The sequence below is a fragment of the Corallincola platygyrae genome (assembly GCF_039544265.1).
Classification (GTDB): domain Bacteria; phylum Pseudomonadota; class Gammaproteobacteria; order Enterobacterales; family Neiellaceae; genus Corallincola; species Corallincola platygyrae.
Genome location: NZ_BAABLI010000016.1, coordinates 116,930 through 131,340 on the forward strand (window position 1 = coordinate 116,930; position 14,411 = coordinate 131,340).

At 47.8% G+C, this 14,411-nt stretch carries 9 protein-coding genes and 1 riboswitch; of the genes, 5 read left to right on the forward strand and 4 right to left on the reverse strand.

The features are described 5' to 3' along the window. Positions 1-40: 40 nt before the first annotated feature. Complete coding sequence (locus ABEA14_RS14555) at positions 41-2,581, reverse strand: LuxR C-terminal-related transcriptional regulator (protein WP_345340766.1); 2,541 nt, start codon at positions 2,579-2,581, stop codon at positions 41-43. 156 nt (positions 2,582-2,737) lie between these two features. Here ABEA14_RS14555 and ABEA14_RS14560 point away from each other — a divergent pair, with 156 nt between their 5' ends. From ABEA14_RS14560 to ABEA14_RS14570, 3 genes are all read left to right on the forward strand, one after another. Further along, complete coding sequence (locus tag ABEA14_RS14560) at positions 2,738-3,835, forward strand: protein kinase family protein (RefSeq protein WP_345340767.1); 1,098 nt, start codon at positions 2,738-2,740, stop codon at positions 3,833-3,835. A 76-nt stretch (positions 3,836-3,911) separates the two neighbouring features. Next, positions 3,912-4,859, forward strand: coding sequence for a substrate-binding domain-containing protein (locus ABEA14_RS14565; RefSeq protein WP_345340768.1), 948 nt, complete (start codon positions 3,912-3,914; stop codon positions 4,857-4,859). Positions 4,860-4,969: 110 nt separating this feature from the next. Next, positions 4,970-5,989 carry a CobW family GTP-binding protein gene (locus tag ABEA14_RS14570; protein ID WP_345340769.1) on the forward strand — a complete coding sequence of 340 codons (1,020 nt, stop codon included), beginning with the start codon at positions 4,970-4,972 and terminating at the stop codon, positions 5,987-5,989. A 12-nt stretch (positions 5,990-6,001) separates the two neighbouring features. On the opposite strand, the gene nrdG is transcribed toward ABEA14_RS14570, so the two are convergent. Next, positions 6,002-6,481 (reverse strand): anaerobic ribonucleoside-triphosphate reductase-activating protein, encoded by a 480-nt coding sequence (nrdG, locus tag ABEA14_RS14575; RefSeq protein WP_345340770.1) that lies wholly within the window; start codon positions 6,479-6,481, stop codon positions 6,002-6,004. Then, complete coding sequence (gene nrdD / locus ABEA14_RS14580) at positions 6,481-8,601, reverse strand: anaerobic ribonucleoside-triphosphate reductase (RefSeq protein WP_345340771.1); 2,121 nt, start codon at positions 8,599-8,601, stop codon at positions 6,481-6,483. The genes nrdG and nrdD overlap by 1 nt, the downstream gene beginning before the upstream one ends. A gap of 131 nt (positions 8,602-8,732) precedes the next feature. Continuing rightward, positions 8,733-8,966: riboswitch (cobalamin riboswitch) on the reverse strand. Positions 8,967-9,224: 258 nt separating this feature from the next. Between nrdD and ABEA14_RS14585 the strand changes: the two genes are divergently transcribed. Beyond that, positions 9,225-9,833 (forward strand): hypothetical protein, encoded by a 609-nt coding sequence (locus ABEA14_RS14585; protein WP_345340772.1) that lies wholly within the window; start codon positions 9,225-9,227, stop codon positions 9,831-9,833. Between the two features lie 100 nt (positions 9,834-9,933). Here the strand turns inward: ABEA14_RS14585 and ABEA14_RS14590 are convergent, their stop codons facing one another. Beyond that, positions 9,934-11,367 carry a hypothetical protein gene (locus tag ABEA14_RS14590; protein WP_345340773.1) on the reverse strand — a complete coding sequence of 478 codons (1,434 nt, stop codon included), beginning with the start codon at positions 11,365-11,367 and terminating at the stop codon, positions 9,934-9,936. 575 nt (positions 11,368-11,942) lie between these two features. On the opposite strand from ABEA14_RS14590, the gene ABEA14_RS14595 reads away from it, so the two are divergent. Next, positions 11,943-14,387, forward strand: coding sequence for a hypothetical protein (locus ABEA14_RS14595; RefSeq protein WP_345340774.1), 2,445 nt, complete (start codon positions 11,943-11,945; stop codon positions 14,385-14,387). Positions 14,388-14,411 lie beyond the last annotated feature (24 nt).

The window sequence follows — 14,411 nt, forward strand, 5'->3', positions numbered from 1 at the left end:
GATCTTCCACCCTTGGGGTGGAAGATCTGTTTGCAGCGGGTCAATAAGTTGAAGCTGACTGCTGTCGACTTAGTCTGACTGCCTCCGCTTTAGCTTCGGCGCGATTATTCAGATCGAGTTTGTTGTAGATGTGGTTGATGTGGCTTTTGACCGTCGACAGTGCGACGTGCATCTGTGCGGCAATCTGATCATTGCTGTAGCCTTTCCCGATACCCTGCAGCACCCGCCACTCTTTCTTTGTCAGTCTGGGATCCGGAGAGGACAAAGTCTTGGCTACCTTGATGGCTGGCACTTGCGATAAAAGAGAGTTCAGTCTGGAAAAAGCGTCTAATACAGAAGGGGTAGCGGCAAAGTCGGACGGAATTTTTTGCCATCGGTTGGCATAGGATGGGCCTAACACCAAGGCATCCCAGAGATAGCCACCTTTCAGCCATTGACCTAGTTGGGCACAACAAGTTTTATCGTTTTCTGGCTTGCTCAGTTGCACCATCCAAGTCAGTTGTTGTGCGAGGAGTGTGGCCCCTTTTTGCTGCCAATAACTAGCTTGAGACTCAACGCTGCCAGGCAGCTGGTGGTTGGATAGCAGGCAATGTCTGACAAAAAGCAGATTGTCATAGCCATCATGAAGATCAACCGGCTGTTTGTGCCAGCTGAGCCACTTCTTCAGTCTCGCCAGGCCTTCCGTATCGCCCTGCCAGTGATAAGCCATTTGCAGTGCACTGTGAGCACGAAAACGCCAACGCCTGCAGGTAAAATCCTGACTTAATCGTTGCTCCATTTTTTCTATCAGATCCTGGCAGGGCTCACCTTGTAGCACGGCTAATACCAAGGCCCAGGTCTGGTTTGCAAACAGCCAATAGTCTCCACGGGGCTTTTGTGTCTTGTTGGCGCTGGCTAGCAGGTTCCTGGCATCTGCCAGTTGCCCCTGTCGGATGGCTAACTCCAACCGGGTTCTTACGATGGCGTCAAAGGTAAAATCGTCGATTAAGTTGTGCTGAGTCGCCAGTGTATCCGCCTGTTCGGCGAATCGATTGGCGCTGGCCATATCCGCTTTCAGCATGGCGGCATTGGATTGTCGGATGCTGGCTGCCAGTGCGATATGAAATTGTCGTTCGGTAATCGCCAGGGGCGCGACATCTCGAAGCTGTTTATGTGCCGATCCAATGTCACCCAGCCACATCAGAGACATCGCTCGGGTAAACATGGCGGACATAAGGTCATGGGGGGAGGTTAAATCTTGCAGCGCTTGTTCAGAAAGGCTCAGTGCCTCTTCAAGCAGATCAAATTGATAAACCGTTTCCGCTTGCAGCGCGGTTAAGCGTGCCAGTTGCAGAGGTTGCCAGGTCAGGGTATCCAACTGTTTTTGCCACTGATTACTGGCGCCGCTATCTTTCTCTCCCTCCAGAATCAGCCAGCCTTGCAGCAGGGCAATTTCTGGGTTGTTTTTACGCTGCCTTTCCGACAAAAGAGAGAGTAAATCGCTTAGCTCACTGTAGCGGGCATGATGAAACGCATCCCATCCAAACTTCAGCAGCCACTCTTGCGCCATCACTGGGCTATTAAGCTCCCGCACAATCTGGGCGGACATCTTGCGGTCGCTCTCTTTCATCAGGGCTCTGCATGCTGCATGCAGGGAAAGAGTCAGTCGTTCAGGTGAATGCTTTGCGAGATAGTGTTTATAGGTTTGCCTGAAGAACGGCACAAAACAGAAGCGGTCTGCTTGTTTGTATAAAAAGAGTTGCTGTTGCAGCAGTGCGTTTAATTGGTATTGCAGCTCCGTTCTGGGAAACAATGAATAGGCTGTTTCTAACTTGAATTCTGGCAGTGAGATTAAGCCAAGCAGCAGCTCTTTAAGGTCATGACTCAGCGGTTCAATGTTTTCCTGTACCAGATAGTCCGCCAGATTAATGCCCAAAAGCGTGAGTGATTCAGGTGTTAACTGGTCACCTGCAGTCAGGCGCCTATGCAGCATTCGCCAAGGGGCAGGCCATCCCTGCAATGCGGTTTGGTATTGCGCTATCTGTTCAGGATTTAGCTGGTTTGGTAAGTCCGCCAGCAGCTGCTGAAGCTGTTTGTCTTTTAGTTCCAATGACAGCCGCGTTATCCAACGTACCTGACCACTCATTTCATAGGCGGCTAGCAATTCACTATGGTGATGGTGTGATGCTATGACGGAAGTGAGTAGGGGGTGTTCTAGCAGCAGTTTGATTAGCTCGATAGCGTGTTTATCAATGTGGTGCAGGTTATCAATGACCAGGAGTGTAGGCTTTTTCAGTTGCTTTAGTTGGTTTTGAAGCAGTGTCAGCAATCGGTCGACCGAAACACCAGAAAGCTCCTCAGCTGAGTAATCGCCAGTCAAGTCCAGGGTTTCGACCAGTTTGCAGAATAGGGCGACTGGTGAGTTTTGCTCAGGTTGGAGAGTAAGCCAGAATTTATCGCCAGTGTGTTGCTGATACCAGTGTTGCGCCAGGCATGTTTTTCCGTACCCGGTTGGTGCCTGCAAAACAACCAATCGCTCTTTGGGTTTTTTATCCAGTCCTTTGGGCGGCTGCCATAAAGAGTCTTGGTGCACTTGGTCCATGGTCTCCATATTTGGTTACGTCCTGCTTAGATCCCGGCGTGATAAAATTCCACCCTCAGGGTGGAAGCTGATAGCGGCCTTGGTCATTACTATGCCCACATCGGGTCTAACAAGACCATGGTAAATATCAAAAAACGATAATCTAAAGGAGTCAGCATGGATCGTGAAGCCCAACGCAGACAATCGCAGCTTGATTTTGTTGCTTCTGGCCAGGATATTCTGGTCGGAAGTGAAACTTTGTTGCCATTGCCACTTTCAGAGTTAAGTCAGACCAATAAGGATTCGGACTACGTCATCGAAACCTTTGCTGGTGGTTTAACAGCCCATGTTTACCGTATTCGTGTGAACGGTCAGGACTGGAATCTCAAGTTAAAGCGTGAACAGAGTCTGGTTAAAAACGTTGATGGACAGACTTCGTTTCTGAATGAAGTACAGCGGAGACGCGATTTCCAGTCTTTGAAAGACAAGCCAACAACAGCCGAAGCTTTTTCTCATGTGGTACCCACGGCATATGCCTCCTTCCAGGAAGGGGTGATGCTGTCGCCTTGGCTTGAGGGCGAAGTGCTAGATGAGTTCAATGAGTCGGTACTCACTCAGATCTTCGATACTGTTGTGAACTTCGAATTGAATGGCTTTATCGAGTGGGACTTGTGTCCGGGCAATATCATTTATGACGGCGAGCAGATCAGCCTGTTTGATTTTGGGTATTGTTACACCTTTAATCCTCTTACTGAGTTCAATAGCAACGGACAGTCTGCACCACTTTTCCACAGCGTTGAGCGCCTGGAAACCCGAAATTTCTTTGGGTATCTCCTCAAAAAAGAACAGGAATGGTCTCACAAAGAGATACTGACCTTGTTTGAGCTGGAAAAACGATTGGCGCTGCAGGCTTACGAGTACAAGTACTCTGCGCTGCATAAAGCCGGAGCGGAGCAGAGCGTGCTCAGCTGGGTCGATCAGTACATCAAACGTTGGCGCAAGGCTTTGTCCACACCTGCGGGTCTTGAAGACCTGTTTCTGGTTGAAAGCTTCCGCTCACATCTATTGGACGTACACGATGATTTGAGTGGCCAATCTTGTACGCCAATGACGCTTAAAAGAGTGGACCGTCTTGAAGAGGTGTTGAGCGATCATTTTGGTGCCCTAAAAGCACTGGATGGTTTGTTTTTTGGTGATGAAAATCTGACTCAGTCTGAGCTGTTGACGCGCACAAAAAAACAGAAAAAAGAAGCTGTGCGATTCCAACTCGCATAATAACCACAAAGTTACGATGCCTATTGTTCAGTTCATCTACACTGAGTGTAGTTAGCTGCAGCTCTTGAGGCGTTGGATGAAGTTCTTGTGGTTGGGCTTGCTGTTGCTGTTTACCTTCGATGTTGCGGCAAAGCAAGCCCGTGTAGCCTTGATATTGATGGGGCAAACCCATGAATACTGGCATGCATTGCGGGCGGGTGCCAATGACGTCGCAAAACGGCAAGAGTTGCAGTTGCTGAATATGGATCCCCTGTACGAAAACCAATCCGACAGCCAGGAGGGATTGGTTTACCGTGCTGTTGAGATGGGAGTTGATGGTATTGTCATTGCACCTAGCGACAGCCTGATGCTGCAGGAGTCATTGAAGTATGCCATGGAGAAGGACGTTCAGGTTGTTCTTGTTGACTCTGGCTTATCTATCAATAGTGATATCCCTGTGATTGCCACAGATAACTTCGCTGCCGGGCAAGAGATGGCTAAGTTAATCAAATCTGAGAATGTCGCTGGTGGTAAAGTAGTGATATTAGGCCTGCCAACAAAAGTGGCATCGACCTTGGCCAGGGTGGAAGGTCTGGTCTCGGAACTAAAGGGGCATGCCACAATCGCAAGGCACCACTTAGATTTGCTTTCGATAGGGGAAGCCTTTCGTGTTCTCGAGCAAATTGAATCAGACCTTTTAACTGCTGACGTGGTGTTTGCCTGTAATGAAAGTTCGACTAAGGCAATGCTTAGTTGGTACGACTCTCGCCCCAATGTGACTCCCAAATTGTATGGATTTGATATGGCCCCAACCATATTGGCAGCCCTAAAATCTAGAGAGTTAAACGCGGTCGCTGTGCAGGATCCCTATACAATGGGAGAGAAAGCTGTGACACATCTGCATTCTATGCTGCACCCACACCCCCACGGGCAGGAGCTGAAACTAGAAGGGATGAGTCCACCTTTCTATCTGGTCACTCCAAAACTGCTTGAATCGCAGAGCTACGACAAGCGTCTTAGCCGTTACCTCAAGACGACACATTAAACTTTTTCCTCCTTTGAAATGGTGCTCATCTCAGTGAGTGACTTTTTGTCGAGTAGTCTGGAAATCATGCTACATTCAGCCTTCATTTTTCAGCAGGTTGCTTTTTTGTCGTGAAGATTATCTCTAAACCTATTCCGACCAATGTAATCACCGGTTTCTTAGGCGTGGGCAAAACATCCACTATTTTGTCGCTATTGGCAAAGAAACCTGCAAATGAACGCTGGGCTGTGCTGGTCAATGAGTTTGGTGAAGTAGGGATCGACAAATCCTTAATGGCGTCATCTCAGTCGCAACAGGAGATCGCGATAAAAGAAGTGCCTGGCGGTTGCATGTGTTGTACCTCAGGGGTGCCCATGCATGTGGCATTGACGCAGCTGATACGGCAGCAAAAGCCAGATCGTCTGCTTATTGAACCGAGCGGCTTGGGGCACCCCAAAGAGGTATTGCAGTCACTCACCAGCGATCTGTTCAAAGGGGTACTGGAGTTACGAGCAACGGTAACCTTGGTCGACCCACGCCATCTCGACGATGAAAGGTATCGAACCCATGATACCTATATCCAACAACTGCTTGTTGCTGATCGTGTGATTGCAAACAAGATGGATCTGGCACCTGAAGGTAGCATTTCAAAGTTAGCTGGCTACCTGGCAGAAATTGGAAACCCTGCAAAGTCGGTCAGTGAGGCTATCCAGGGGGAAGTTAAATTGGGATGGCTTGAACCGATGGCTACCGCCTTGTCGGTTGAGGAAAGCTCCGCCCCATTGATTGGTCAACAAACAAGCAGTCCAACCCCTGAGATTGATGAGAGCAATAGCGAGCTTGAGGTAAATAGCAATGCTTTTACCCGTGAGGAGCTCGAATCTGACGGTTTTTTCAGTGTTTCATGGCGTCTGCCTGAAACATGGCAGTTTGGCTACGCCGAGTTTTTCGGCTGGTTGAATCAGTTGGCAGTAGAGAGAGTGAAAGGCGTTATTAATACCAGCAAGGGCTTGTATGCATTTAATGGTGTTAAAGGCGTAATCACCAGTTGCCCTGTAACGCAAACATTGCCTACGGCATTGGTGTTGATTGACGATAAGGCGATTGAACTAGAGCGTGTCGAACAATCGCTTATATCGTTGTCAAAGTAGCCGCTACACTCGCTAAGTTTCCGCAGAAGAACTGAGCGTGATAACTCTCTGGTTACTGCTGCCGCGCCAGGCTAGCTGAGGTGATTTCATAGTTTGTTCAAATTTACCATCCACCAATACGTCCAGATGCTGAACAACTGCTTGCTGCTCTGAACTGAGTTGTTCGTAGGTGTAACCCGTCCAACACCAGATATCTTTGTCTGGGCACTCTCTTTTTACTCGTTCAACCAAGCTCAGTACGGCTAAGAGGTTATGCGGGTGAAGCGGATCTCCACCCGATAGACTGAGCCCCTGACGTTTAATGCGTTGGTCAGTCAGATCCGAAATGATTTTATCTTCCAGCGCTTGAGTAAAGGTGTGGCCGCTGTCGAGGCGCCAAGTATTCTGGTTATAACAGCCTTTGCACTGATGTTCGCACCCTGAAACGAACAGGGTGCAGCGGGTGCCGGGTCCATTGACCACATCAATGGGGTGATAGGCCTGATAGTACATTAGAGGTGCTTAACCCGGCGCTTAACTTCTTCCTGCTTGCCCGCGTTAAACGGTCTGGCATCTGGGCTGCCCAGGTAGCCACAGACTCGCCGAGTCACCGAGACTTTAGCTGGGTCATGGTTGCCGCAGTTAGGGCAGGTAAAACCTTTGCTGGTGCAGTCAAATTCGCCCTGGTAGTTACATTCGTAACACTCATCGATAGGCGTATTCGTCCCGTAATAGGGCACGCGCTCGTAGCTGTAATCCCAAACATCTTCCAGCGCTTTGAGATTGTGCTGAATATTCGGATATTCGCCATAACAAATAAAGCCGCCGCTACTTATCGCCGGGTAGGCCATTTCAAAATCCAGCTTGTCGAACGGATTTACCTTTTTCTCAACATCCAGATGGAAGCTGTTGGTGTAGTAGCCCTTGTCAGTGACGCCATCGATCACGCCGTAACTGATGGTGTCCAGTCGACAGAAGCGACTACACAGATTTTCACTCGGTGTAGCATACAGGCTGAAACCAAACCCGGTTTCACGCTTCCAACGTTCGGTCGCCAACCTTAAGTGGGCAACAATCGCCTGAGCTTTTTGCTGGCGGGTGTTATCGTCAAATAGATGGTCATCAGCGCCAAACAGGGCATTGACGGTTTCATGCAAACCGATATAACCCAGCGAAATCGACGCGCGACCATTCTTAAACAGCTGGATCACGTCATCATCAGCCTTCAGCCTGACGCCGCATGCACCTTCCATGTAAAGGATTGGGGCGACGCGTGCTTTTACGCCTTCCAATCGCGCAATACGGGAGTCCAGCGCTTTTTTGGCGAGTAGCAGTCTGTCGTCCAGTAGTCGGTAGAACAGGGTCTCATCACCCTGAGCCTCCAGTGCTAAACGAGGCAAGTTGAGGCTCACTACACCAAGGTTGTTGCGTCCGTCATGTACCTCTTCGCCTTGCTCTTCATATTGGCCAAGGAAGCTCCGGCACCCCATGGGTGTCTTAAATGACCCAGTGACATTGACAACCTGCTCATAGTTGAGGATATCTGGGTACATGCGCTTACTGGCACATTCCAGCGCCAAATGTTTGATGTCGTAGTTGGGGTCGTCCGCCAATCGGTTTAAGCCCTGCTTAATTACGAAAACCAGTTTGGGGAAAACGGCTGTTTTTTTGTTTCGCCCTAAACCGGCAATGCGGTTTTTCAATATAGCCGTTTGGATCAGGCGCGCTTCCCAGCTGTCGCCCAATCCAAAACCAAAGGTCACAAATGGGGTTTGGCCATTGGCGGTATGCAGCGTATTTACTTCGTATTCCAACGACTGAAACGCATCAAAACACTCTTTTTCAGTCAGTTGCCTAGCATAGGCTTCTGCGTTATCGATTTTCCACTCGTTGGCGATGGCCAAGTGTTTTTCATAACTGGCAGTGACATATGGACTGAGTACTTCATCGATGCGGTTAACTGTGGTGCCACCGTAAATATGTGAGGCAACCTGAGCGATGATCTGGGCAGTGACCGCCGTAGCTGTAGCGATGGACTTAGGCGTATCGATTTCGGCATTGCCCATCTTAAAGCCGTTTTCCAGCATGCCCTTCAGGTCAATCAGCATGCAGTTGAACATGGGGAAGAAGGGTGCGTAATCGAGGTCGTGGTAATGCAGCTCGCCTTTGTCGTGTGCCGAAACAACATCCTTCGGCAGAATATGGCGACGGGCATAATGTTTAGCAACAATGCCTGCCAGCAGATCCCGCTGGGTAGGGATAACCTTGCTGTCTTTATTGGCGTTTTCATTGAGCAGGTTTAGGTCGCTCTGCTCCATTAAACCACGGATCTCCTGGTTTAATTGGCTGGCTTTTTCTCGGGCCAGGTCACGGTCGTGACGATATTCGATGTACGCTCGTGCAACGGCCTTTTGTTCACTCGCCATCAGACAATCTTCGACTGCCTGTTGGATCTCATCGATATGAAGGTCGATGTTGTTGGAAAGTCGACTGATCGCTTGCTCTGTGACTTTTTCAGCAAGTTCGCTTGAGCCAATACCCACGACCTGACAGGCACTTTGTACCGCGCTTTGAATTCGTTTGGGGTTAAAGGGCGCGCGACTTCCATCTCGCTTGATCACGACTTGCTGCATTGGTCTCTCCAGAGCTTAATTAGTTTTGTTATTGAGAGCCGTCTGGGAGTTTGTGGGGTAGGGCATGCAGACATATCTGCGCTGTCGTCGCAGATAGAGATACTTGCATGGCTGGTACACCCCGCCCAGCGTGGCTCGCTCTGATCCCGGCAGGTCTCCTGGCTTCTGGTATCGGAATTGACTGCCGCCTTCCCAGCCCTGATATAGTTCTGAGCCAGTGACGTTGCCTGATTGAAACAGGCATGAGGATGCAGTTTTCCTACCAGTTACAGTTACGGGGGTAGCTTCGGCTTGGCACCGAATTCCCTATTATCCACCTGCAAACGTTGTTAGTGCAGCTTTGGACCGAAATCCTATATATAGTGGCATCTATTTTTTGCTGGCACTAGATGAGGTGTTTGGGTAAGTAGGGCTTCTTTGATTCAAGACAAAAATGCGGAAGGTGTTTTAATAACTGCATGAAAGTGTGATGTTGAATGCAACTCAACAGCCTTCTTGATTGTTTGGCACTAATCACCCAATGCGATCTCGTGAAATCTGGCAGGTAGCGCTCGCGACTGCTTCGCGGGTCTGTGTTACCTTGCTATCCGTTTCTGACGTAACTAACTGTCTGGTGACCACTCATGCCTTTAAAAAAATCCTATCGAGTCATTACCGCGAGTGTTTTAGCGCTATCTTCCACACTAGCGTTAGCCAGTGAGCCCCCGTTGGTTTCAGTCGCCAGTCAGGATGCGTTTTTTGAAAATCTAAGCAAGCACTGCGGAAAGGCGTATCAAGGTAAAATCACCCTGGATAACGACCCAAGTGACGCCTTTACAGATAAACAGCTGGTGATGCATGTAAGGCGTTGCAGTGACGCACAGCTGCAAATACCTTTTCATGTAGGTGATGATCATTCTCGCACCTGGATCCTGACCAAAACTGGCTCAGGTATTTCTCTTAAGCATGATCATCGCCATAAAGATGGCAGCCATGATGAGCTGACAATGTATGGTGGCCATACACTGGATGCTGGCTGGCCTCAGGTGCAGTCCTTTCCTGCCGATCAACCCACTAAAGAGATGTTTGTAGCCGCAGGCATTCCCCAATCCAACGGCAACATGTGGCAGATGTATATTTATCCCGAAAAATTTACCTACCGACTGGTGAGAGAGGGGAGAGAATTCAGAGTGGATTTTGATCTGACTAAGTCGATCACGCCACCAAAGGCGCCTTGGGGGTATGAGGATTAGTTCATAGCCTTGGCTGTATGTTGTTTCTGTCTGCGTATGCATAGCCTTCGATGACATAAACAAAAGGCCGCGAATGCGGCCTTTGTGCAGTGATTATAGATTAGTGAGTTAAGTCCTCTGTGTGAATTATTTCACTTGGTTTGGCTGGTGGTAGCGAGTCAAGCTTTGGCCTATTGGCAGCCTTTGCAGCAATTTTTTCTAAGTTTTCAGAAAAACTTGAGATTGGTGTACTCGGTATGAACTCAGCTACCCAAACGGAAGTTCTAATCGGTTCACTTGAAAACTTCGGTACTGATTCTGCGTAAAGCGCATTCGCGGTCAAAACATTTTCAGCAAGGTCCGTAAAATTGTTAAAACCATGAAAATACTCCAGCGTAAGGTTCGCGCGCACATTTGTTATCAAATCTGCAAGTTCGTCAATTTCAGGTGTCAGCTGAAACAGAGGAATTGACTCATTGTTTGCGGGACCATATAGCAACCAAGAAATCGTTGAGGCTCTCGGATGATTAACTTCATAGGTTAGTTGGACAAACTCTGTATTGGGCGCAAAGCTCAATTGAGATTGGTAGTAAATGCCGCTCTCATCAGCGCCTACAAGAGTCACCACCTCATTTTGGAATGATTCGGTACTGCATTCTGCATCAGTCAGGGGTTGTGAAAATGCCGAACGAGATGGGAATATGATATTGCCATCCTGAGTGCGGTAACTCTGAAAATCACAGTAGTGGTAGTACACTTCGTCTGACCTAGGTTCATCAGGAAGGTAGACAGGTGAAAAATTGAAGTCATTTCTTTGACTATATACGATACTTCGGTCTTTTGAGTGAAGCCTTACATATTGGTCGGGAGAGAGCATAAACTCGCTAGCAGTTGTTGCTTTTCGGGTAAGGTGAACATAGACGTCCTCCTTGTTTCCTTTTACAACATCAAATTGTCCGAACAGATAACCTGAGTTATCTGCAAGGCGTGCCTTTACTGAAACTTGTGCGGGCTCATCGTAATCGTTTAGACAAAAAGACTGCGTTGTGAGCCAACTGTAATCATCCAAGTAGACAGGGGATGCGTCACTGCCATTAACCGTTCCTTCTGCGAGTATTGGCTCGTCGGCAGTAATAGTAATGCCAAACCCTAAGTTATGGCAGTCACAGTTCCCAGCGTCTTCACGGTAAGTTGTAAATGTTCTGTCTTTCGCCGGGTAGCTTTCAAATGATCGAATTTGTAATTCGTCATAGCCACTAAGAGCCGAAACTTTTTCCATCACAACGCTGTATGTCAACTGAGTTAAGTCAGTTTCAACGATGATCTTCCCATCTGCATCAGCATTGATAATCTGTTCTGCCGAGCCATCTTTGTTGTGAATAACAAGTTGGCTGTTGGGGTTTGGTAGCGTCTCTCCACAGGCGTTTTCATATAGGCTGGTGACGGTAAAACTTTTGGCTGTACCTCCACCAGCGCTGCTGCCTGAGCCTCCACCGCCACCACAAGCTGATAGGCCAGTTGCTAATAAAGCGATAACCAATCCATTGATTTTCATAACTACTCTCTACTGCACAATGAAAAATGATCCTGGAACGAGTGGTGCTTGGTTCAGAAACAGGAATGGCGTAAGCACTTGATATGATTTTGCATCCTTGCCTGAGGGCAGCAAACACTTTCCATGGTTTGAAAGTTAGAAGGTACTAAAGCATTCATTTTGGTTCAAGCTGCACAAGCAGTTCGCAAGCTTAGTTTTTGCCCTAGATCATGGGGGCAGGTGGAGTCTGGATCTTGGCAGTAGTTGTCGAAACATGCAGCTTGTTTGATTATGCGATTCGACATGATGTTTCGAACTGAGTACAACCTTCAGCAAATAACCAATTGTTTAGCATCATATAAATTTCATTTTCAATATGTTCTTATAAATCACAGTCACAATGACGTGACCTGATTTTTTAATGCGTAAATCACCCGTTGTTTGTATGAAGTAAGGGATTGTTTATGGGAGACAGCGAAGCCAGGCCTCAATGGATCGGAGCCACTGTTCGATGGGGCTTTATCCTATCAGTATGTCTCTTAGCCACTTTCGCAATTCGGGCAAGTTTGGCTCATGGCGAGCGGTGGGTCGGCGCAGTGTTGGTGGTCTTTGCGCTGGCGACGATTTGGGCATTTGGCTTCCGCAATGGCCAGGCCTATAGGCTTCTTTATCCTGCGCTGGCGGTGTTTTTGTTTTGTGTGGTGTTGCCACTTGGCAAAAACATAGCTGTTTCTTTTAGCAATGCCTCTGAAGATCATTTGCTCTCGTTTTCTGAGGCTAAGAAGCATATTCTTGACCGGACTTATGTCGCTTCACCAGAGGACAGTCTTCGCTTTGTTCTCTATCCAGATGGAGAGCTCTTTAGGTTATTTGTCTCGTCTCCGACAACGCCTAACCTCCTATATCAAACTGCTCCCCTTGATATTGCGAATGCAAACTATGTTAGAACAAACCGTCTTTCTGTAGAGCAGTTGAAGTATGTGAATTCTCCTCTTGTACTCACGCCGATAGATGGACTTCCTGATGAAATTCCTGTGCCTTTAAGAGGAGTTATTTCGAGGAGACTTCACTTACAAGCACTTTCCTTTGTCCTGGCTGATGACCCAGAGATGCGAATCATGGTGATGGATGGGTTGCGCAAGCTCTCGTACAAAGTTCATCGCTTTTTATTGCCTGATACGATTCCAAGCCAAATGACAAAGAATAGAAGCAACATTGATTTGTTTCTATTTGACCAGAAACAAGATCGATATCTATTTGCTGACTTCGAGAAAGGCGAATACCGGTACCTTGAAGCAAATGGCACTCATAGTAGTGACTCTATTACTCCCGGTTTCAACGTTTATGTTGGATTGGACAACTATAAACGCTTTTTCAGTGATGAAAGTTTAGCCCTTGGTCAGGTCATGGTTTGGACCCTAGTTCATACCCTTGTCGTAGTGTCGGGCTCATTACTTCTTGGTGTCATGCTGGCATTCAGATTAAACCGACTACCCCAAAACCAACGTAATGTGCTATCGACCACCTTTTTGCTGCCTTTGATATGTCCTTTATCGGCTCTGGCTCTCACCGGTAAGGGGATCTTTAATCAAAACTTTGGAGAGCTAAATATGTTGTTGATCGGCCTGCTGGATATCAGGCCCGATTGGTTTACAACACCTATCTTGACCAAGACTATGGTTAGTATTATCGCAATAATTGCTATTTATCCTTGGTTTCTGCTTACGACACGCTGGCTGATGCAACTTGCGCCTGGCGAGCTAATGCAAGAGTGGCGCAACGGTCATCTCTCCAGAAACAGTGCTCGTTTTCTTTCCAGGCCGTTAATTCTAGTGGCTACTGTTGTGGCAATATTTGTCGGTACCAACTTATACCTCCCTCCACTTATAACAAATGGTGGCCCAGATATTATTGGCGCATCTGTTTCTGTGGGGACAACTGATCACCTAGGCTCTTTTTTGTTTCGGCTAGCATTTGAATACAGGTCTCTGTTTGGACTGGCGGCTGCCTTGGGGTGTTTGATTCTCCTGCTGTTTAGCATTCCAGCTATTTTTGTTGGGCATGCAGTTACTCGGTGGTTGGGTGAGTACAGAGGATCTGATGTTAAAGTCTTAAACAAGCTTGGAAGAGCAACTGAGAGTATAGATAGATGTGCCGCTAAGCCTAAACCTAAGCGCTATGCCTTTAGTTCTATATTCAGTTCTGCGGGCGTTTACTTGCTGGCTTTGCTGATTCTGTTTCCTTTCTTTGTATTGGTTTATGTCTCAATCCGTTATCAAAACTATGTTCCCACGGAGCGTATTGGCAACCTTTGGAATCCATTGCCGATTTGGGAGCACGTCTATTCGCTGAATCATTGGCAAATGGCTTTCGGGATGGAGTTCGTTGAGCCGGATGGGAGAATTACACCCCCACCATTTCCACTCGGTACATGGATTTGGAATGGCCTAAAGGTCGGATTGCTCTCTTCTCTACTAATCTCTTTGATTGCATTTGGGTCCGCATTTAGCCTGACTCAACTTAAGTCAAAGTACAGACATGCTCTGCTGGGAACTATGGTTGCGGTGGGTGCCTTGTCGGTGACTCCCTTTATTCCTGGTCTCTACTTACTGTTTGAAAAGTTCGAACAAGCGCTTCCTCTGATTGGGCTGAACTCCCACTTAGGTTTGATGGTTTCCTACTTACCACTATCACTACCGTTGGCTGCATTAACTTATTGGATAGGGCGAAGAAAGCTCATTGAAGCGACTGGTTTATTTAACGCTGGCGTTAAAATGAAATGGGAGCTGGTAATTCTCTTTATCGCTAGCTTCATTTTGTGTTTTTCAGAATCACCTCTGGCGAGTCTTCTCTTGCAAGATGTCGACCTGCTAACTCCCATGGTCGGCCTACAGCAATACCTCTATCCCTGTAATTATCTGTGGGGCGATTTTGCTGCAGCCGCATTAATCACGACAGTCCTGTATGCCTTGCCTCTGATCACCTTACTTGTGATGGTGGACCGTTGGATAAGAACGAAAGGTAATCGCGCAGCCGAGTAAAGTAGGGCCAAATGCTGGGTTAAA